The 20772-nt window shown below is 63.5% G+C and carries 20 protein-coding genes; 8 read left to right on the top strand and 12 right to left on the bottom strand.

All coding sequences use genetic code 11. From position 1 onward, the window contains the following. The first annotated feature begins 49 nt into the window (after positions 1-49). Positions 50-1867, top strand: coding sequence for a glutamine--fructose-6-phosphate transaminase (isomerizing) (gene glmS, locus PXJ20_RS01355; RefSeq protein WP_421029992.1), 1818 nt, complete (start codon positions 50-52; stop codon positions 1865-1867). A 50-nt stretch (positions 1868-1917) separates the two neighbouring features. On the opposite strand, the gene PXJ20_RS01350 is transcribed toward glmS, so the two are convergent. The 5 genes from PXJ20_RS01350 to PXJ20_RS01330 all read right to left on the bottom strand — a co-directional run bounded on the left by PXJ20_RS01350 (position 1918) and on the right by PXJ20_RS01330 (position 9040). Further along, entirely contained in the window at positions 1918-2202 is a 285-nt protein-coding gene (locus PXJ20_RS01350; RefSeq protein WP_421030955.1) for a PAAR domain-containing protein, read from the bottom strand. Positions 2203-2483: 281 nt separating this feature from the next. Continuing rightward, positions 2484-3629: an Imm72 family immunity protein gene (locus tag PXJ20_RS01345; RefSeq protein WP_421057404.1), complete on the bottom strand. Its 1146-nt coding sequence runs from the start codon at positions 3627-3629 to the stop codon at positions 2484-2486. After that, positions 3580-4689 (bottom strand): Imm72 family immunity protein, encoded by a 1110-nt coding sequence (locus PXJ20_RS01340; protein ID WP_421030954.1) that lies wholly within the window; start codon positions 4687-4689, stop codon positions 3580-3582. The genes PXJ20_RS01345 and PXJ20_RS01340 overlap by 50 nt, the downstream gene beginning before the upstream one ends. Continuing rightward, entirely contained in the window at positions 4689-6269 is a 1581-nt protein-coding gene (locus tag PXJ20_RS01335) for a hypothetical protein (protein WP_421029990.1), read from the bottom strand. Before PXJ20_RS01335 ends, PXJ20_RS01340 begins: the two co-directional genes overlap by 1 nt. A 2-nt stretch (positions 6270-6271) precedes the next feature. Continuing rightward, positions 6272-9040 (bottom strand): type VI secretion system Vgr family protein, encoded by a 2769-nt coding sequence (locus PXJ20_RS01330; protein ID WP_421029989.1) that lies wholly within the window; start codon positions 9038-9040, stop codon positions 6272-6274. A 344-nt stretch (positions 9041-9384) separates the two neighbouring features. Here PXJ20_RS01330 and PXJ20_RS01325 point away from each other — a divergent pair, with 344 nt between their 5' ends. From PXJ20_RS01325 to PXJ20_RS01315, 3 genes are all read left to right on the top strand, one after another. Continuing rightward, on the top strand, positions 9385-9801 hold the full coding sequence (locus tag PXJ20_RS01325; RefSeq protein WP_126878177.1) for a hypothetical protein: 417 nt from the start codon (positions 9385-9387) through the stop codon (positions 9799-9801). 90 nt (positions 9802-9891) lie between these two features. Next, positions 9892-11919, top strand: a complete 2028-nt coding sequence (locus PXJ20_RS01320; protein WP_421029988.1) for a VTT domain-containing protein — start codon at positions 9892-9894, stop codon at positions 11917-11919. 141 nt (positions 11920-12060) lie between these two features. Beyond that, a complete protein-coding gene (locus PXJ20_RS01315) occupies positions 12061-12480 on the top strand; it encodes a CopM family metallochaperone (RefSeq protein ID WP_020480651.1) in 420 nt (139 codons plus the stop codon). A 116-nt stretch (positions 12481-12596) separates the two neighbouring features. On the opposite strand, the gene PXJ20_RS01310 is transcribed toward PXJ20_RS01315, so the two are convergent. Next, positions 12597-12944, bottom strand: a complete 348-nt coding sequence (locus tag PXJ20_RS01310) for a hypothetical protein (protein WP_421029987.1) — start codon at positions 12942-12944, stop codon at positions 12597-12599. Between the two features lie 81 nt (positions 12945-13025). After that, positions 13026-13154 carry a hypothetical protein gene (locus PXJ20_RS01305; RefSeq protein ID WP_017772062.1) on the bottom strand — a complete coding sequence of 43 codons (129 nt, stop codon included), beginning with the start codon at positions 13152-13154 and terminating at the stop codon, positions 13026-13028. A gap of 312 nt (positions 13155-13466) precedes the next feature. On the opposite strand from PXJ20_RS01305, the gene PXJ20_RS01300 reads away from it, so the two are divergent. Then, complete coding sequence (locus tag PXJ20_RS01300; protein ID WP_017772061.1) at positions 13467-13772, top strand: hypothetical protein; 306 nt, start codon at positions 13467-13469, stop codon at positions 13770-13772. A 38-nt stretch (positions 13773-13810) separates the two neighbouring features. On the opposite strand, the gene PXJ20_RS01295 is transcribed toward PXJ20_RS01300, so the two are convergent. From PXJ20_RS01295 to PXJ20_RS01285, 3 genes are all read right to left on the bottom strand, one after another. Further along, positions 13811-14476 (bottom strand): DnaJ domain-containing protein, encoded by a 666-nt coding sequence (locus tag PXJ20_RS01295; protein ID WP_421029986.1) that lies wholly within the window; start codon positions 14474-14476, stop codon positions 13811-13813. Positions 14477-14611: 135 nt separating this feature from the next. Then, entirely contained in the window at positions 14612-15100 is a 489-nt protein-coding gene (locus PXJ20_RS01290; protein ID WP_421029985.1) for a hypothetical protein, read from the bottom strand. A gap of 205 nt (positions 15101-15305) precedes the next feature. After that, entirely contained in the window at positions 15306-16259 is a 954-nt protein-coding gene (locus PXJ20_RS01285; RefSeq protein ID WP_240659074.1) for a DMT family transporter, read from the bottom strand. Between the two features lie 242 nt (positions 16260-16501). Between PXJ20_RS01285 and PXJ20_RS01280 the strand changes: the two genes are divergently transcribed. Beyond that, positions 16502-16714 (top strand): hypothetical protein, encoded by a 213-nt coding sequence (locus PXJ20_RS01280; RefSeq protein ID WP_017772057.1) that lies wholly within the window; start codon positions 16502-16504, stop codon positions 16712-16714. Between the two features lie 138 nt (positions 16715-16852). On the opposite strand, the gene PXJ20_RS01275 is transcribed toward PXJ20_RS01280, so the two are convergent. Further along, complete coding sequence (locus tag PXJ20_RS01275; RefSeq protein WP_017772056.1) at positions 16853-17620, bottom strand: Mut7-C RNAse domain-containing protein; 768 nt, start codon at positions 17618-17620, stop codon at positions 16853-16855. A gap of 91 nt (positions 17621-17711) precedes the next feature. Between PXJ20_RS01275 and PXJ20_RS01270 the strand changes: the two genes are divergently transcribed. Further along, a complete protein-coding gene (locus PXJ20_RS01270; RefSeq protein WP_017772055.1) occupies positions 17712-18581 on the top strand; it encodes an NAD(P)-dependent oxidoreductase in 870 nt (289 codons plus the stop codon). Positions 18582-18704: 123 nt separating this feature from the next. Then, complete coding sequence (locus PXJ20_RS01265; RefSeq protein WP_017772054.1) at positions 18705-19349, top strand: LysE family translocator; 645 nt, start codon at positions 18705-18707, stop codon at positions 19347-19349. A gap of 74 nt (positions 19350-19423) precedes the next feature. Here the strand turns inward: PXJ20_RS01265 and PXJ20_RS01260 are convergent, their stop codons facing one another. After that, positions 19424-20713 carry an MFS transporter gene (locus PXJ20_RS01260; protein ID WP_421029984.1) on the bottom strand — a complete coding sequence of 430 codons (1290 nt, stop codon included), beginning with the start codon at positions 20711-20713 and terminating at the stop codon, positions 19424-19426. Positions 20714-20772: the final 59 nt, after the last annotated feature.

Here is a 20772-nt window from a genome sequence, read left to right as displayed (position 1 = left end):
GGCTGTCTTCGAATTCAACCTGCAAGGACCGGAATAAGGACCGAAATCCATGTGCGGCATTGTCGGCGCGGTTGCGCAACGTAACATCGTCCCCGTACTGATTGAAGGACTGCGTCGCCTCGAATATCGCGGCTACGATTCGTGCGGCGTGGCCGTGGTGTCGAGCGAAGGACCGCGCCGCGCGCGCAGCGTCGCGCGTGTGGCCGACCTCGACGAGCAGGTGCGCGAGACGCATCTCGATGGCGTAACGGGCATCGCGCACACGCGCTGGGCCACGCACGGCGCGCCCGTTACCGACAACGCGCATCCCATCTTTTCGCGCGACGAACTCGCGCTCGTGCACAACGGCATCATCGAAAACTACGAGTCGCTGCGCGAGACGCTGCGCGGCAAGGGTTACGAATTCGTCTCGCAGACCGACACCGAAGTCATCGCGCATCTGATTCACAGCCTCTATCGCGGCGACCTGTTCCTCGCCGTGCGCGAAGCCGTGCAGCAACTGCACGGCGCCTACGCGATTGCCGTTCTGCACAAGGCCCAGCCGCATACGGTGGTGGGCGCGCGCGCAGGCTCGCCGCTCGTGGTGGGCGTGGGCGAGCACGAAAACTTCCTTGCCTCCGACGCGCTCGCGCTGGCCGGCAGCACCGACCGCTTCATGTTCCTCGAAGAAGGCGACGTGTGCGAAATCACGCTGGAAGGCGTGCGCATTGCCGACCGCGACGGCCACGAGGCGAAGCGCGACGTGCGCCAGGTGCAGGCGTACGGCGGCGCAGTCGAACTCGGTCCGTATCGGCATTTCATGCAGAAGGAAATCTTCGAGCAGCCGCGCGCGATTGCCGACACCATTCCCGCCGGCGAAATGTTCGACGCCGCGTTGTTCGGCGACGCCGCCGGCAAGGCGTTCGCGGGTATCGACAGCGTGTTGATCCTGGCTTGCGGCACGAGCTACTACTCGGGGCTCACGGCGAAGTACTGGCTCGAATCTGTGGCGAAAATCCCGACGCAGGTAGAGATTGCGAGCGAGTACCGCTACCGCGAATCCGTGCCGAATCCGCGCTCGCTCGTCGTGGTGATTTCGCAGTCCGGCGAAACCGCGGACACGCTGGCCGCGCTCAAGCACGCGCAGTCGCTGGGCCACGAGCATACGCTCGCCATCTGCAACGTCGCGACGAGCGCGATGGTGCGGCTCACCGAACTCGCGTTCCTGACGCACGCGGGCCGCGAAATTGGCGTGGCATCGACGAAGGCATTCACGACGCAACTGGTCGCGCTCTTCATTCTGGCGGTGACGCTCGGCAAGCTGAGCGGTCACGTATCGGCAGCCGACGAGCAGAACTATGTGAAGCTGCTGCGCCACCTCCCCGCCGCGCTCAACAGCGTGCTGGCGCTGGAGCCGCAGATCATCGCGTGGTCGGAAGAATTCTCGCGCAAGGAGAACGCGCTGTTCCTGGGCCGCGGGCTGCATTACCCCATCGCGCTGGAAGGCGCGCTGAAGCTCAAGGAAATTTCGTACATCCACGCGGAAGCGTACCCCGCAGGCGAACTGAAGCACGGACCGCTTGCGCTCGTGACAGAGGCGATGCCCGTGGTGACGGTGGCACCGAACGACGCGCTGCTGGAGAAGCTGAAGTCGAACATCCAGGAAGTGCGCGCACGCGGCGGCCAGCTCTACGTGTTCGCGGATGCGGACACACGCATCGTGAACGACGAAGGCATCCACGTGATTCGCATGCCTGAGCACTACGGGCTGCTGTCGCCGATTCTGCACGTCGTGCCGCTGCAATTGCTGGCGTATCACACGGCGTGTGCGCGGGGCACGGATGTGGACAAGCCGCGGAATCTGGCGAAATCGGTCACTGTTGAGTGAGTAACGGGGGCGGTGCGAACTGCGTAGATGTTCGCGCCGGTCGCCGATCGTTAGCTCGACAGCGTTCCGCTGGTCTGCGATGCAACGAGACGCGGCAGCGGTTCGCAGTTGCATTGGCACAGGTCGCCCTCCAGCGCGACCACTTTGCCGCTGACCGACATCGTGTGAGGCGAGCCATCGCTGACGATGGTTCCATCGGCGTTACACGTCCGGCAATGCACCGGCGCGCCGAGATACGCGAGCGGCCGACCATCGAACGATGATTCCGCGATGCCGTCGAGCACGATTCCGTTGTGGTCCGTTGCGTCGTTTTTCAGGATGAATTTTCGGGGCATGAGGGGCGTCTGCTTCGGCGTTTGAAATCGGACAATCAGGCCACTGTGGCAATCGTTGGCTGCGCGTTGCCGCAGGCGGCTTCGATCTCGGCGGGCCAGACGGGTTCGCGGCTCGTTAACTGGGCGATGCAAAAAACCACGCGCTAAGGGACGCGCGCAGCGATGGCCCTTTGGGCAGGTAGTGCTGAATAGCGGGAATCGAGGCCGCGCCCCGTGTTGCGAATAGGCTCTATCGCAGACTTCGAGCACCGTGTCGTTCATGGAAAACGCGGTGTGGGCATCTACGTGCCCGATACGGGGCAGACGTCACCGGTTCGTGCCTCGAGTCCCTTAACTGATTGGGTCGCAGTCGCGGAGTCGATGTTCATGGGTTCAAGGAAGTATTCCGTTTCGTCAGGAATCACACCATCCTTGTAGCGGGTGTCCCCCCACAGCAGGCGCCAACGGGTGGTTGTGCGCGTCGTACGAGAGTTGACTCCGCTCCATTGGCCCATGATGCTGGGGGCCTTCGTATCGCTCACCAGATAGTTGAAGCATCCGTTGTTTTCGACACTTCTTATGCCTAAAGGCAGGACGTCCAACGCCTTTTCTCGCCCGATGCTGACTGGTTCCCAGATTCCATCCACCGGTACGCGCTGCCCGGAACTGATGATGAGGTCCGTACCGCCGGGCACTTCCGGAATCTCGGCGGGAAAGACAGGATAGGCCAATTGATAGAACCGGTATGTGTATCGTTCGGGGTCGAGCAATGCACCAGGGCTGGAATACCGCGCTGACTTCTGCGGCCCGACGGGAACCTCGATGGGGGCGTAGTCTCCCTCGTATGTGCTGGCAAGCAGCAGCCTGTTGAGCGCTTCGACGTTATCCGGGTAAGGCGCCGTCTGGGTGCCGTGCTCCCAGTAGTCGGGATGCGCGTACAGAAAGTTATGGACGGTTCCGCTCGTGTCGAGCGCAGCTTCAAGAGCCTGGCCCGTGCGCCACACAAATCGGTGCCCCTTTCCCAGTTCTTCCACCCCTTTGGTGTACGAGCTCAGCGTTTCATAGATGCGAGGTAGCAAATCGGCGTCCACGCGCTCCGCGGCATTCTTCGGCCAGGTCCGGACGGCATTTTCATATGCCCGGGCGAACACCTCCCAGGCATCTCTTTTCTTTGCCCACAGCGAAAAGCTGGTCAGGCGCTTCAATAGCCAAAACACGCGGCGCCGGGTGGAGGGATCGTGCATGTCGTATTCTTTTGCGGCGTGGTCCATCAAATCTACTTCTGACCGCTTGCTGGAGTACGTGACGCAGCAACGGTTTTGCTGTTCGCCACCTTGGTATTTCATCGCTAGCAGGCTGGCGCGTGCGAGACGGCACGCCCCCATCATCACGGTGCAGTCAAATATCGACAGCCGCTGCAAGCAAGCGCCATCTTGCCCAATGAACACGACGTTCTCCCGAACCCGGAGAAGGGAGAAGGACATCTGGCATTGTCTGCCCCTTAAGAACCTGGATCGGCGCTACGCCAAGTCCGATGGCTTCCCAGGTGCCAGATATGGGACATATCTCGCCGGTTTGCATTTCCATACCGGCGGGCAGATTGGTCGAGGTCGTTGATTCGACTGTCTCCGGGTCGAGAAAGTACTCTGACTCGTCTGGAATGACGCCGTCGTTGTACCGCGTGTCTTCCCATAGCAGACGCCAATGCGTGCTTATGGCCGAGGAACTGAATGTCTGTGGGTCGAATGGGCCATCGAGGGTCGGTGCCCTTGTTCCCTGGACGAGATAGTTGAAACAGCCGTTGTTCTCGAATGTCTTGTCGCCTACCGGGACGATTCCCAGAAGCTTTGTTTGGGTCGTCGTAACCGGCTCCCATATGCCATCGAAAGGAACGGTCTGGCCAGATCGGATGACAACGTCAGGCGGATCTGGCGGTTCGGGAAGCGACTCCGGGAACACCGGATATTCGAGTTCGTAGAATCGATGCCTGTAATTCTCTGGGGCGAGAAGAAATGTGGCTGATTGAAGGTTCGCCACATCTCCGCTCGAGGCGACGACCTCGCAGGGTGCGTAGTCTCCATGGAACTCCGACATGCGCATCAACCGGGCCAGGGCGCTTACTTTTGGCGGGTACGCTTTTATTTGCGCGCCCCTCTCCCAGTACTCCGGATCGGTGTAGAAGTATTGGCAGAGGTGACTGTAACGATCGATCGCGGCGTCAAAAGGCTCACCGCTTTGCCAGATATGACGATGTCCTTGTGCCAGTTCCCTCAACCCTTTGTCGTACAAGCCCAGGATCTCATAAATGATCGGCAGGTTATCTGCCGGAACACGGTCTGTTTCTTCGCGAGGCGGCGTTTTCACTGCCGCTTCATATTGCACGGTGAAATTAGCAAATCGCTCGCGTTTCCTGCGCCAAAGCTCGTAGCTGGTCAATCTGCGGAGTAACCAGAAGACCTTGCGTCGTATTGCGTTGTCATGCATGTCGTACTTCGCCGCATTGACGATCACGGTTGTGTCTCCAGATTGGCCTCAGTTCTTAACGCGGCTGTCGTTTTGCTGTTCGTCACCTTTGTTTGAACCTCTTCATTGGCCAGTCGCCGTGTCTTTGTAGCATAAGCGAAGTCGTCTTCGTAACGGCTGTAACCGTAAACGCCTTCGACGTTTTCCCAATTTGTCTTGTAAAAGTCAACGCGAATTCCGTCGATTATTTCTGTTCGGTGGACCTCCTTGTAACCGGTCACACCCTTGTTTTCGGATTTAATTTCCTGTCCGATCGCGGATATCTTCTCGGACAAATCCCCAAGATCGGCAATCACCTGGTCGCCACCTCCCTCAAGGTATTGAACTGGACTTTTCGTCCCGAACTGCTCGGCAATCTTGCCATACCATGCTTTGGCTTCCGGGATGCGTGTTGCGAGGTCGTCTGGAAGATGCACGATCACGAGGAAACCATTTCCGTTCCAGCTATCCAGGACCGCCGACTTCGTTCGCCATTCCTTCGCGTCCTTAGGAGGGAGGCCCACGCCCCAGTACGAGATCCGGCGGCCGCCAGCATAGGTCCCACGTTCGCTTGACGCCAGAGGTGTGGGGTTGCCGAATGCGCGGTACAGTTTTTTGCCGGCAAGCTGTTTTGCATCAATGGCCTCAACCTTCCCATGGAAGGACGCAACGTCGAGATATACCGGGCGTTTACCAAAGACAGGCATCGTTCCCGTCTTATCCAGCAGGTTCGGCCATCCCTCATCGATCTTGGGCTGATATGTTGCCCGGACGTGCGTTGCTGTCTCGCTGCCGTCTGCTGCACATGTTGCTGACGGGTAGCGCCCCTGCCGTATCTCCCGCGCCAGCTTGCGCTCCTCGAGATACGCCTCCGCCTCGCGCTTCACCTTTGGCATGCCGCCGGTGGCAATCTCGTGAATCTCTCCGCGGTACACCATGTTCTGGAGCGCCTTGAGCTTCGCGTCCAGTTCCTTGATGGCTTGCGGAATCATCTGGTCCGCCAGGTCCTGCAAAGCACGAAAGCCGTCGCGAACGCGTTCTATCCGGCCTCGCCACATTTCCGGCAGCAGGTTGCCAACACGCGACTTCAGTGAACGCTCTATGGCAAGGCGGACGGTGGCACAAAAGTCCTTGAACTTCGACAGAACCTGCGACTGGTACGTGCTGATGTCCAACGCCTTCAACCACTGGGGAGCATCGCCGTGACCCATGCGGTTGAGAAACCGAATGACTTCGTCGAGCAGTTCCGCGTCCCTCGCTGCATCTCCTGCCACCCTCAACGCGAGCCGGCCGACGCCTTTGATGACGCCTCCCACCACGGGAATCAGCGCGAATACCAGCACGACAAGTAACACCCACTGCATGACCTGTTGCCGCTTCGTCGGGTCCTTGCTCATGTCGATACCTACCGCCAGCAAGTCCCGCACGGCTGTCACGTCCCCGATGAGCGGAATCATGCCGATGACGGCATCGACAATCACCTGGCTGATGGTCTGCTTCTCGTTGAATGCACCTTCCAGCGTACCCCAGCACCATTGCCCCACCTCCAGCGAGGTGGTCTTGAAATCCTCGATCGACCAGTCCACCCTCAGGCTCCCCCGTGCTTGCTGATGAGCGAATCGATGTCGGCCTCGGTGAGCTGTTCGCCCTTGTAATCGGCATTGCGCGTCACGTCCTTGCGCGCGTAGGGTCGCCCGTCCGGCCCAAGGGCAACTTGAACCGAACCTACCGGAACGTCTTTCAGGTTCATTCGTCCCTGGCCGTCGAGCACCCCTTCGCGTGTGCTGCCGTCCGCCAGTGTGGCGACGTACTTCGCGCCCTGCACGGGCTCGTTGTCGTGATAGAGGTACTGTATGGCGGCGTCGTACTTCGACGTCGGCAACGGAGGGAGCGGGTAGTCCTGCTGCGCCGGCCCGTTGAACGAATGTTGCGAGCCCTTCACGTCGACTGCGCCGGGGGCGTGAATTTCGATGTCACCGTTTGCGATGCGTATGTAGGCACCGCCTGACGTGAGCAGAATTTCAGTGGATGCAGCGACCTCGATTTTCTCCGTGGTCGACAGGACCTTGACCGTCTTTTGTGCGGTGAACTCGATGTTGTCCGAGTGCGCCTGCACTTCTACTTTGCCCTTCGCCGCAAAGAGTTTCATGCCGGCGTTTTGCACGAAGAAGCTGATGCGCTGTGCCACGCTCGCCACCAATGACTTGCCTGTGGCGAGGTGCGTGCTTTGTCCGCTGAAAACGTTGAGGTGCTGGTCGGCGGCAATGTGTGTGGAGTTCGGCGTGGACAGAGCGATGCCCGACGGGCTGGCCAGCACCATGACCGGGTCTTTGAAGGCGTTTGCGCTTCCTGTTCCGCCGCCCGCCGTTCTGCCACCCGAGGCCGAACCCCGCACGCTGTCCTTCGTTGCATCGGCGAGTGCCTTAAGTGCGTCTTGCCCGTCCTTGAGGCTTTCAGCTTGATGCGTTGTGCTCGCATCCGACATGGCGCCCATGGCGTCTGCGGAGTTGGTCAGTTGCTCTCGCGCGGCGCTTGCATCGAGAGGCTGGCTCGACGTTCCGGACACCGGATGAGTCGAAACGTACAGGCCGCGCGCGGCCCGAATCGCACCGTACGCATCTGACTTGAGGTCGAATCCGCTACCCACGTACGAGCCTCGGTCATTGCCGCTTTGGTCCACGAGATAACCCAGGTGCAGGTGAGCGTTCGTACTCGTGGTGTAGAACTGCACGCGGTTTTGGCCGGTGGAGTCGTCAAGCACCAACTGATTGTATCCGCTACCCCCGTACTCCTTCGATTTATAGCCGGAGAGGAGACCGTTGGTATGCCAGTGGGGCGCCTTGCCTGCGTTGTACAGTCGTCCGGTCACGACGGGGCGGTCGCAGTCGCCATCCATCCAGTTGATGATGACCTCTTCACCTATCCGCGGCACATGGACGCCGCCATAGCGGCTACCCGTGTCCGAGTGCGCCACACGCACCCAGCACGACGCCTTTTCGTCGCCGGTATTGATGCGGTCCCAGTGCAGTCGCACCTTGATGCGATTCAGGCTGTCCGTGTACACCTCTTCGCCGGCAGGGCCCACGACAGTCGCGGTCTGCAAACGCATGACCGGCTTCCTGTGCTCGAACGGGCTGCGGAACGCTACGGACCTGCGTTGCGCCTCGATCTCTGCGAGGAAGAACCCGCTATTGCCTCCACCGTCGGTGAGCTGGTAGGTCGAGGCGGTTTCCTGGTGCGCGGCGCGTACGTTGGCCAGAACAGGCTCGAGACTGTGCGGGAAGGGGCAGCTGTTCCCTATCGGTACGTTGTTCGCTACATGCCAATGGACCGCGATGGCGACGAATTCCCGGTCCTGTGCCTTGTCCCGCTCATGCTCAGGGTGGCCTTGGAGCTGGAACAACCTGCCCGCATCGATGCGCCGTACGCTGCCCACGCCATGAAAGCGCTTTGCGCGCGATTCCCATTCTTCGAGCCTCAGCTTCGTCAGGTGATCGCCGCGGCCGCTGTCCAGATAAGTGTATGAGCCTGTGTATTCGTAGACTTCGGCTTGCTCGGGAAGAGCCCCCTGATTGCCGACGGTCGGAAACGTTTTTGACTTGTCTTCGGCGGGCGACTTGTAATCAAACGTCGCCGTCGCATACGCCGCGCTTTGCAGCGTCCGCGTACCCGACCATTGCACGAACGCGTCCGTTTCGCTATTCACGCCGGAGCGGTAGAACTGCACCTGCTCCGGCTCCACTGGCTTGCACATATAAAGGTCGTCGGTGACCACTAGCGTGTGCGACTTGCCGTCCGCCGCCTGTTCGAAGAAGCCGAACAGCCCTTCGGATTCCATCAGCCGATGCGCAAAATTCCAGTCGTCCTCGTATTGCACGCAGAACGAGCGGTTCGGTGTGGGATTTCGCAACGCAAAGCGGTAGGCGCCACGCGCCTGCGGATGGTTGTCGAATACGGCTTCCAGAATGGACTCGACCGTCATTTCCTGAAAAATGCGCGCGTCCTTACGGAACTTCAGGAAATGCAGCCAGGACGAGAACGCGAGCTGATAGCTGGTCAGCCTGCCGTCCGAGCCGAGTCGCCGCACGGTATGCACATAACCGTGATGCGGTAGATACGACCGGTCGGATTGCTGAATCCACAGCGTGACCGGTTGAGCAATCAGGCTTTTCAGCTCGACCGAATCTTTCAACGACACAACGTCGACCACAAATTCGAAATGGCGACCGATTCGTGACTGCCCGACGGCGCGCTGAGGCAATAGCACGTCGGAGCCGAGGGGTGAGTCGAGTTTGAGTAACCGGTCTTGCTGGCTAATGCCCGCATTGATTATTGAGATGAGGTCTTGTGCACCCATAGTCGCTGCCCCGCCTGGATTTTTACTTCTGGTTTGCGATGCGAATAGTAAAGGGAAAGAAAGCGTCACACAATGCGGAAATGCATTCGGTATTTATTTCGCTTTACCGCAATGTGACAGGAAATAATTACGTTGCACGGAGGCTGAATTTCTCTCGCGCAAACGCATGATATTGCGGCAAAGACGCCGCGATTGTTAAACATTGCAATCCCTGCGAATTTCATTCGTTTAGTGCGTAACATCTCGCCGTAGCGATAAAGAGCGGCCACACCTCTCGAAAGAAATGCGGGGCTAAATGCAAGATGAATAAGCGGGGTAAATCCGGCAAAACGTCGACGCGCGCCATGCTGCTGCCACCCACGGCGGGTTCGGTGCGCGAGCTGTCGCTGCGCTATCACCTGGCGCTGGCCGCGCTACGCTCGGGCGAGGGAAACGGTTATCTGCTCAGCGAGTTGATTCGCGTGCTCTACGTTGCCTGGTATCTGCACGAGGTAGGGTATGGCCAACCTGCCGCCGGGCTTTTCGCCGACGCCGAAGCGGCGCTCGACCGCAGCGCGTCGCGAGCCACGCGCGACGATGCCTGGCATCTGGAGCCGCGAGAGTGTGCCGCCGTGGAGAAACTGCTCGCCCTGCACGACGAGCAACTTCAGCAGGCCCCCATCAAGGCGATGCTGGAAGTCCAGAAACGGCTTGCCCATTTCGCCCGCAGCGACAGGCGTACGCCCTGGCAGAAGGACGAGCGGGCCGCGGCGTCGGGGTGACTGGAATCCTTTGCGCCACACGGCGCACCGTGTCCTGATGCGCCCCCGGCTAGCCATGCGTGCCCTCGATCTCGGGCATCATGACGGCCCATGGAGCACCTCTTTCTCCACCTTTGGGCTCACCTTGCCAGCCATCCCGGCTGGACGCTCACTATCGTCTTTCTGGCGGCGTTTCTCGAGGCGGTCGCCGTGGTGGGCACCTTCGTGCCCGGCAGCACCGTGATCTTCCTCGCGGGCGCGCTCGCCGGCGCGGGTTCGCTGAACCTGGCCGCGGTACTGGCCTGCGCGGTGGTGGGCGCGGTTGCAGGCGACGGCATCAGCTATTGGCTCGGCGCCCGCTTCCGCGAACAGATGCCTCGCGTGTGGCCGTTCCGCCGTCATCCGCAACTGCTGGAGAAGGGGCGGGACTTTCTCTCGCGACACGGGGCGAAGAGCATTCTGCTTGCGCGCTTCGTCGGGCCGATCCGCGCGGTGGTGCCGGTGGTGGCGGGCATGCTCGGCATGTCCGCGGGCCGTTTCTATCTGATGAACGTGCTCTCCGCGCTGCTCTGGGCGCCGGCGCACATCCTGCCGGGCGCCGTGTTCGGGGCCTCGGTGCAGCTCGCGGGCGCAGTGTCGTTCCGGCTCGTGGTCGTCATCGTGTTGCTGGTGGGTATCGGCTGGCTGGGGTATCGCTTCGCGCGTTTGCTGTTCCTGCACGCAGGGAGCCTCGTGGACGAAGGGCGGGAGTCGCTCACGCGCTGGGCGAGCCGGCATCCGGGCCGCGCGGGCCGCGTCGCGCGCCGGATACTCGATCCGGCGGAGCCTGCGGCGCGCATCACCGTGGCGATGTCGGCGGTGGTGCTTGGCGCGGGCTGGGTGTTTCTCGCCGTGATGCAGGACGTGCTGCAAGGCGACCCGCTCGTTCATGTCGACGGAGCGGTCTACCGTTTTCTGGCGTCGGTGCGTACGCCGTGGAGCGATGCGGCGTTCGCGGGGATCGCGACGCTCGGTAGCGTCGTGACGCTCGGCGCACTGGTTGCCGTTGTCGCCGTGCTGCTTGCCTGGGAGAGGCGCTGGCGCGCGCTCGGCTACTGGCTTGCCGCAGCGGTGTTTTCGCAGGCGGTGATTCTCGTGGTGCGGCTCGCCATTCACCGCGCGGCGCCTGCTGCGGCCGGGGCGCAGGCGTACGCGTTTCCGAGCGATCACGTCGCGGCGTCCGTAATCGTCTATGGCTTTCTTGCGTTTCTGTTTGCGCGCCGTGCGCGGGGTGCGACGCGGGCCATTGCCGTGACGTCGAGCATGGTGATCGTCGTGCTGATCGCACTGGCGGGCTTGTACCTGGGGCGGTTCTGGTTCTCGGACGCGATTGCGGGCGCGGCGCTCGCTTCGGCCTGGCTCGTGGCGCTGGCGCTTGAATTGACCTGGCGAAACCCCATGCCGCCGAAGCTGCCACCGCCCTATCCCGCGGCGGTGCTCGGTGTGACCGGCGCGGCGGTGGCGCTGCAGCTCGCAGCCGGCGGTGGAGGTGGGGGCGAGCCCGCGCTGCCCACAAGGGAGGGCCTCGCTCAGCCGTCCACCGTCATTTCGCAGCGGACGTGGATGGATACCGCCTGGCGCCAGTTGCCTTGCTGGCGCACCGACCTGGAAGGCGACCGGAAGGAGCCGCTGTCGGTGCAGTGGTCCGCGAGCGCCGCCCAGATCGACACTGCGCTGCGCGCTCAGGGCTGGTTGCCGGGTGTGCAGTTGTCGGCGCGCACGATTTTCTCGCTCGTGGCGCCCAACGTGTCGGCCATGGCGCTTCCGGTTTTGCCCAAGCTCGACAACGGCACGCCTTCGCCACTCGTATTCGCGCGAGCGGGCGCCGTGCCGGCGGAGCGCTTCGTGCTGCGGCTGTGGCCCGCGGGGTACGCCATTGGCGATCCGCAGAGCGGTCCACCCGCGCCGCTTTGGACCGGCATGGTGGTGCGCGAGCAGCTGCTTCGCCCAACGTGGCCGGTCAACGTGCTGCGCGTGGACCGCCACGGCGCGATGGCCGACGTGAGCAGTACGCTGGTTGGGGCGCCGGCCGTTGCGGTGATTGGCCGCCGTTCGTGCGATGGCGTTACGGTCACGCTTCTCGCTACCGCTTCCCGCTAGTGCGTTCGCCGTTGGCTCATCAGCGCGTTTGACCTTCCCGTCGTGGGAAGCCTCACGATAGCGGGCACGCGGTTCGCGCAGGTAGTCTGCCTATCGCAATCGGGTTCTCGAAGTACTCATTCAAAGGAAAGGAGATTCGCTATGCGCAAGTTCTTCGGTGTCTGTTCCTCGGTCGTGTGTCTTGGCCTGGCGCTCGGTCTCGCGGCTGCGCCTGCGCTGGCGCAGAACAGTGCTTCGATGCCGGGCATGAGCATGTCGCCCTCGTCGGGTACGGCGGGTATGTCGGGCATGCAGGCGGATGGGGGCGCGTCGACGCAGGCCTTCAAAGGCGCCGACCAGAAAATGATGAAGGACATGGACGCCCCCTACACAGGCGACGCCGACAGGGACTTCGTGGCCCACATGATCCCGCACCACCAGGGCGCCATCGACATGGCGAAGGTCGAACTCAAGTACGGCAAAGATCCGGAGTTGAAGCGGCTGGCGAGCAACATCGTGAAGGCGCAGCGCGAAGAGATCGCATTCATGAGGCGCTGGCAGGCGAAGCATCCTGCGCAGTGATTCTGCACAGTGATTCCCGCGCAGTGACTCCGCACAGTAAGCGTCGGACGGCGCCGTGATGGCGTTGCCTCACGCGTGCCGGCCCGCCGTTCGCCGGATCATTCGGTGCGGGCGAATCAATGATCGTGATGCCAGTCGCGGCCATGCCCGTCGTCGCCGCGATGCCATTCGTCGGGCCGGTGGCGGTCGCCGGCGTCGCGCCATTCGTGATGCCGCTCTTCCCACTCGCGGCGTTCCCAGTAGCGATGCCCGTCGTAATAGCGGTCGCCGTACCAGCCCGGTGCGATGACGACGGCGGGCGGAGGTGGCTCATACACGGGCGGCGGAGGCGGTGGCGCGTAGATGGGCGCGGGCGTGCCGATGTTCACGCCGATGTCGACGCCTGCCACCGCCGCGGTCGATAGACCGACGCTGGTACCTGCAACGAGCGTGGCAACAATCAGTCGTTTGTATGTCGCGTTCATGTTCTTTCTCCCTTCTTTCGCGCAGAGCCATTGATCGTTCCGCTCGCTTCAGTGCATGTGCACGCGAGCGGGCGCCTCACGTCAGTAGCGGTCGTAGTAGTCGTGGTGATGGTGGTAGTAGTAGCCGTCGCCCGCGGGCACGACGATGCAGCCGCCAAGCAGGCTGCCGAGCGTGAGAGCGAGTAGTGCGAGTGCGATGATCTTCTTCATGACACACCTCTTCGTGGGTCTGAGTGGTTGGTCGTGAGCGCACTTTATTGAGCGGCGACATTACTCGTGTGTTTGTGTGTAACCAAACGTGTCGCATAAATGCCGTCGTGCGAGTACGGAGCCGCGCGTGCGGTTACGCGGTGTTACCTATCTCATAGAGCTGTTTCACCTCGCGTCCCGCGGCGCTTCTACACTTCGAGCCGTGTTCCCCACGGTCATGGTCCGTTCGAACGCGGACGTATCAATCAACAACAGGCAATTAGCTGGCAGCAGCGGCGGCGCCAGTCACCACAGGCAGCCACGGAGAAGATCATGAATAGCAAATTCGTTGTCGGTGCGGCGTTAGGTGTAGCGGCGCTGGTGGCATCGTCGGTGGCGTCGGCTCACGTCGACGTGGCGATCGGGCTTGGCGTGCCGGCCTACGTGCCCGCAGAACCGGTGTATGTGGCACCACCGCCGGTGGCGTATGCGCCGCCGCCCGTGGTCTATGGCGCGCCGCCTGTGGCGGTCATGTACGGCGACGACTGGCGCGAACGCGAATGGCGTCGCCACGAATGGCGGGAGCATCAGTGGCGCGAGCGTGAATGGCGCGAACGCCGCGGGTGGGGCGGCGACTGAGCGCCGGATGGACAGCGGTCGTGATCCTTCGTGATTCGTCAGGATCGCAGACCAAAGAAGCCGCGCCACAGCGTATCGAAGATGCGGGTGTGACGTTCTTCGTGTGGCTCGGCTGAAGGCGCGTCGTGGGCGGGTGTAGCGGCGTTGTCGTGGTCTTTATCGTGGTCTTTGTCGTTGCGGCCGCGACTTGCCTTGTCGTGCGGCATGGCCTTGTCCGAGGCGCTCACGTCTTCTTCGGTTGCCGTTTCGGCGCGACGCGCCTGCTGCAACGCGTAGACACTATCGGCGATACGGCCGGCGACTTCTTCGTCGCAGTCTCGACCCAGTAGTACGCCGAGCAGGACGTCACGGTTGTATCCCGCGTCGGCGAAGCGCATCGCGAGCGCGACGTTCTCCCTGTATCGGGCTTCGGCCGCTGCCTGCTCGGCGGCTTCACGTTCCGCGCGCTCCTGCTCGCGTTTCTCTTGCTCGCTCTGCCAGCGGCGCATTTCTTCGGCAAACACGGCATCGTAGACGGCGCGTTGATGCGCGTCCGAGAGAATCGCGTACGCGTCCTTGATCTCCTGGAATGCGGCGCGCGCAGCGTCCTCTCGACCGGCGTTGCGGTCGGGGTGCCACTTCATCGCGGCCTTGCGGTACGCGCGCTTGATCTCGTCTTCGGAGGCGTTGTCGGCAACGCCCAGCAGTTCGTATAAGGTCGCCATCCTGCTTCCATTCCGTGCCGGTTTGAGCACTATCCTGGCACAGGAAGACGACAGCAGTTCGGCGGCGCACTTATGGTCGCGCAGCGGCGGTGGTGCACGCTGTAACCCGCGGCAAGCAGCCGATGCGAGGCGAATTTATTCGGGCGAGGCGGGCGCCTGTTCCCGCCCGCCGGGAGCGCCGGGCATGCCCGGCAGCGTGGCGACGTGGGGCACCCGGTTCAAGGCGACGAGATCTTCGTTCAGGCTCGTATGAAGCGTTGCGATCGCCTGATCGACGTTGGCCGGCTTCAGCTGGATGCGCGCGAGCGAGTCGTAGACGTAGTGGCGCAGTATCGGGTCCTGAGTACGGTTCAACACTTCGTGGTAGACGGCCACGATCTGGCTCTCGCGTCCCGACATCGCGTAAAGGCGATGCAGTTGCTCGAGATCGTTGACGACCGCGAAGTCGGCGCCGGCCGGATGGGGCGCCAAATGCGCGGGGAGGCGCGCCGACCAACCCGGTACGCCCTGCGTACCCGCGTCCGCGTGTTGAGCTGTATCCGGTGAGCTGTCTTGCGCGAAGGCGGCCGGCAATGCGAGCACCAGTGTCGCAATTGCAGCCGCGGAAATCAGGCGTTTCTTCACTTTCGTGTTCTCCCGTCGTTCGACGCCGGCACGTGGCCCGCCGGCTTGAGAAGCACGATAGACGAACGCCCGCGCACGATGGATTACCTCATCTCCCCGTTTCTTACACGGTGTGGCGCTGGCGCGAGCGCGGGTAAGCGTGGACACGCGTGGGTAAGCATGGGTAAGCGCGGTACGTCGCTGCACCCGCTCAACCGCGTTCGAGTCAGGCCTCGGATCGGGATTCGCGTCCGAGTCCGGAGCCGCGCCGGCCGGATGACCGCGGCCATCGCGCGGGCATCACCTGACACACGATCAGCCCCGCGAGCATCAGCGCGCAGCCCGTGAGCGCGCGGGCGCCGAGCGTCTCGCCCAGCACGATCCAGCCCGCGAGCGCGGCGAACACGCCTTCCATGCTGAAGATCACGGCGGCGTGCGCGGGCGCGGCATCTTTTTGTGCGATCACCTGGATCGTGTACGCGATGCCCACTGAAAGGGCGCCGCCATACAGAATGGTCGGCGCGGCGCGCGCGATATCGGCTAAACGCACGGGCTCGTATGCGAACGCGACAGCAAGGCATAGCACGCCGCACGTGACGAACTGCACGAGCGCGAGCATGAGCGGATCGTGCCGTCGCGCGAAGCGGCCCACCAGCATGACCTGCGCGGAGATAGCGAGCGCTCCGCCCAACTGATACCAGTCGCCCGTCATCACCTCGAAGTGTTCGTTGATGCTGAGCAAGTAAAGGCCAACGGCCGCGAGCGTCGCGCCCAGCCACGTGCCCATGCCCGTGCGATGACGAAACAGCACACCCATCATCGGCACGATCACGACGTAGAGCGAACTGATGAAGCCGGCGTTGGCTACCTTCGTGTAGCGCAGGCCGATCTGTTGCAGCGAGATCGCCACCGCGAGCGTGAGGCCGAGCAATGCGCCGTCGCGCACGAGCGCCGGGCGATCGGCACCCCATGTGGCGCGCGGGCCGGCTGGCGAAAGGTGCAGCATGCCGACGAGCGCGAGCACTACGCCTGCGCCCAGCAGGAAACGCAGTCCTGTAAAGAGGAAGGGACCGACGGCGTCGAGGCTGATGCGCTGGGCGACGAACGCCGAACCCCAGATCATCGCGGCGCCGAGCATCAGGAGGTTCGCGCGCAGATGTTTACGGGCAGGAGAATTCACGCGAAAGTTTCTCTTTTAAGTACGAGTTATTCTGTAAGGCGACAGAAAGGCACGGTGTGGACGGAAAAATACATCATCCCTGTTGCCGGATGACAAACGCCCTACGCTGCGTGATACTGCCCCGCGGGAAGCGAGCGCCGCAATACCGCGTGTCGCTTTGCCGGTTGTGCAGTTGTCCAATTGAAGCAGTTATTCTTTTTACGTCGATTTATCAAATCATTTCCGGTTTGGGGAACACCAATATGAAGAAGATTATTGCCTCGCTCGTTACCGCCTCCGTCGCGCTCATCTCCGTTCAGGCTTTTGCTCAGGACGCATCGGGTGCCGCGCCCGCCACGGCTGCCAGCGCACCGGCGAAGAAGCACCACAAGGTGCTGAAGCACCACGGCAAGCGTGCCAAGGTTCAGGAAGCCGCATCGGCTGCCGGCACCGCCGACAAGGGCACGCAGCAGTAAGCTGCCCGGCGCGCCTGTGCGGACGCATGCAGCGCCCGCAGCAGCAGGAAGGCCAGAGCGGCAACGCTTTGGCCTTTTTCTTTTGCCCGCTCCATCGGTTCGGGGTTTGGGCCGCCACGCTGGCATTCCAGCCGGCATTCAGTCCGCCGTAAGGCCACTATCCGCCGATGGCCTCGTCACGCTGTCCATGAGCGCGCGCATGCGCTGCCAGTGCGTGCCTTCCCAGAACACGCGCCGACAGACATCGCAGGTCACGAACTGCGTGTGGCGCGCAAGCACGCCCGGCGGCGCGCGTTCGCCCACTTCGTGTTTCGCGATGCGCCGCAGCGGCGCGTTGCACGTGAGACAGAGCCGGAACGGATGTGCACTCGCGGCGAGGTCGAGCCGGTCGAACACTTCGCGCAACTGGTCCTTCGGCTTGAGCGCGCGTACGTAGCAGCCGTGCGTGATGGTGCGCCGCTTCAGCAACTCGCGGTCGCGCGTGAGCACGATGCGGTTCTCGCTTGCGGCGAGCGCTTCGATTTCGTCGTCCGGAAAGCCGTTGTCGTAAAGCGTGTCGAAGCCCGCGAGCCGCAGCAGTTGGGCGAGGCCGCCCAGGTGTGCATCGGCGATGAAACGCGTCACGCGTAGCGGTGCCGCGCGCACGCGCAGCAGCGGCTGGATGTCGACGGACTCGAACTTCGGATAGACCGCCACGCGGTCGCCCTCGGCGAGCGGGTAATCGAAGCCCACGGACTCGCCGTTCACCAGAATCAGCTCGACTTCCGTATGCGGCACGCCCAGTGCCTCGATCATGTGCTTGGCCGTGGCGGCCCGTGCGCACGCACAGCTGAACTCGTGCCGCCGCAGCGACGGCGCGAGAAAGTCGTTCAGCTCTTCATAGAAGCGGAATGTCGCCGTGACCATGCGGCAAGTATGGCACCGGCGCTGCCGGCATGCCTGCGCCTGTCACGAGGCTGTGCTTTACTGCCGGTTTGGCTGCACGAGGAGAGCAAGGATGGATATCGGCTTTATCGGTCTCGGCGAAATGGGCGCCGCGATGGTTGCAAACATTCTGAAAGCGGGCCACAGCGTGCGCGTGTGGAACCGTACCCGCGAGCGCGCGTTGCCGCTTGCGGATGCCGGCGCGCGCATCGTCGAAACGCCCGCCGACGCCATGGCCGGCGACGCCGTGTTTTCCATGCTCGCCGACGATGCGGCAGTGGCCGAAGTCTTCGATGCCGCATTGATCGAGCGCGCACCGCGCGGCCTCGTGCACGTCAACATGGCGACGATTTCCGTAGCCCTCGCGCAGACGGTGGCGCGCATGCACGAAGAGCGCGGCCTGCATTACGTGGCGGCGCCGGTGCTCGGTCGCCCGGACGTCGCCGCGGCCGGCAAGCTCACGATCATGGCGGCCGGTGCGGCGGAGGCAGTCGATCGCGTGCAGCCGGTGCTCGATGCGGTGGGTCAGAAGACGTGGCGCATCGGCTCGCTGCCGCAGCAGGCGAACGTGATGAAGCTCGCGGCCAACTTCATGCTGGCTTCGGCAGTGGAGGCGCTGGGTGAGGCGTCGGCGCTGCTGGGCGGGCATGGCGTCTCGATGCAGGACTTTCTCGACGTCGTGACGAGCGGGCCGTTTCCCGGTCCCGTGTATCAGGGCTACGGCCGGATGATTGCGGAGCAGCGCTATGAGCCGGCGCTCTTCAAGGCGCGACTCGGCCTCAAGGACGTGCGGCTCGCGCTGGCTGCGGCCGATGCCACGTCCACCCCCTTGCCGATGGCGAGCGTGCTGCGCGACAGCCTGATCGAAGCCGTTGCGCACGGCGACGGCGAGCGTGACTTCGCCGTGCTGGGCAAGGTGGCGGCACGCCGAGCGGGACGCTGACTCGACGGGCGCCGCTACTCGCAAAAGGAGTATGCGGGCGGGCATAATGGCTTCCCTGTTCTGCACCGGTTCTGTGTCGGTTTTTGCGTTCACGGCTGGCGCCCCGCCCCTGAGGAAGTTCGAATGAGCCTGCACACCTGGTGGCTGCTGGTTGCCACAGTCTTCGTCGTTTCCGCCATTCCCGGTCCGAATATGCTGCTCGTGATGACGCACGGCGCGCGTTATGGACTGCGCCGTTCGAGCGCGACGATGGCGGGGTGCCTCACGGGCATCATGCTGATGGCGTCGATATCGGCGGCAGGTCTTGGCGTGTTCCTGCAGGCGTGGCCCACCATGTTCAACGCGCTGCGGCTCGCGGGCGCGGCCTACCTGGTCTGGCTCGGCATCAAGGCGTGGCGTGCGCCGGCGGCCGAGGTGCGTGAAATGGCCGCAGCGGACGCCGAGGCTTCGTCGGCGCTGCTGCGCCGCTCGGCGTTTTCGCTCTTTCGCAACGGCTTTCTGGTGGCGAGCAGCAATCCGAAGGCGATTCTGTTTGCGGCGGCGCTGCTGCCGCAATTCATCGACGCGAGCCGGCCCGCACTGCCGCAGTTCGTCGTTCTCGTCGCGACGATCGCCGTGATCGAGGTGGGCTGGTATCTGATCTACGCCGGCTTCGGTACGCGCATCGGCGAGCGGCTGCGCAGCAAGAGCGTGGCGAAGGCGTTCAACCGGCTGACGGGCGGCGTATTCGTCGGATTCGGCGCGATGATGGCGCTCGTGCGGCATTGAACGACCACGGGCATCGCACGCGTGGTGCCAGCCGCCGCGCGCCATCCCGCGTTGCGCCTTGCTCCCGCGTCGGCTTAGTCCGCGCCCCTCACCACGCCGAGCAGAAATGCGGCGTCCGTGAAGACGAAGCACACCGCGCAGACGCCGTCCCACCCGGCGAGGCTCCAGGCCGCCCCTGAGAGCACAGCGCCCAGCGCGCCACCCACGAAGAACATCCCCACGAAGATTCCGTTCAGACGTCCGCGCGCGGCCGGATTCATGAGATTGATCGAGCGCCGGCCCAACGTCTGATCGATGACCACGCCGGCGTCCAGCGTCGCGGCGCTCGCCACCAGCAAGGTCAGGGCAAGCCCGGGATGCGCGGCCGGCGCGAAGCCGAGCCAGCCCGCGCCCGCTATGCCCATTGCAAGGATCGCCACGAGCATGGCGAGGTGGCCGCGCAAAAGCACGGCATTGCCGATGCCACGGTCGCCCGCCCGACCGGCGAGCGGCGTGACGATCGCGCCAGTCGCGCCCGCCAGCGCGAAAAGCGCGATGCCGTGCAGGCCGAGGCTGAAAGGCGGTTGCGCGAGCCGCAGGCCGATGGCGGTCCAGAACGCGCTGAACGCGCCCATCACCAGCGAGGCGGAGAGCGACCGCCGTTGCAGGACCGGCTCCGTGCGCAGCAGCGTCCAGAGCGAGCCCAGCAGAGCGACATAACGGGTGGCGGCCTGCGGACGGCGCACCGGCAGCCGCAGGCTCAGCAGCAGGGCGAGCAGCGCGTCGGCGGCCGCCGCGACGCCGTAGAAGCCGCGCCAGCTCACCGAACCGGCTATTACGCTGGCCAGCGGCCGCGACAGCAGAATCCCCACCATCAGTCCGCTCATCACGTTGCCCACCGCCCGGCCGCGTTGATGCTCGGGCGCCATCGACGCGGCCATCGGTACGAGCATCTGGATCACGCTCGATGCCGCGCCGGCCAGGAAAATGGCGACGAGAAAGAGCGGGCCGGAGCGCGTGAACATGGGCACGGCGAGGAACGCGGCGCAGGCAGCGAGCGTGCGCACGATCAGGCGCCGGTTTTCCACGAGGTCGCACAACGGAACGAGCAGCACGAGCCCGGCGGCGTACCCGAGCTGCGGCAGCATGGCGACGAGCCCCGCGAGCGAGGCCGGCAGACGCAGCGAATCGGCGATCGTGCCGGTGAGCGGCTGCGCCGCAAACAGATCGACCACGATGATGCCTACCGCCGCCGAGAAGAACAGCATGAGCGGCGTGGAAAGGCCCGTGGGCGCGGCGGCGCTTTGTGCGACGTCGGCCTCGCATGGGACGGCGGCGGCGCAGGAGGCGTTGGCGTTTGTGCCGACGTTGGCGGAAGAATTCATCCAGATGGCTCCAGAAGCAATGTCCGCTCATCGTACGAACCGCGGTGCTATGCGACAAT

The sequence above is a fragment of the Paraburkholderia sp. A1RI_3L genome (assembly GCF_048957895.1).
GTDB lineage: Bacteria > Pseudomonadota > Gammaproteobacteria > Burkholderiales > Burkholderiaceae > Paraburkholderia > Paraburkholderia kururiensis.
Note: the sequence above shows the minus strand (reverse complement) of the source record. Positions and strands in the feature narration are given on the sequence as shown.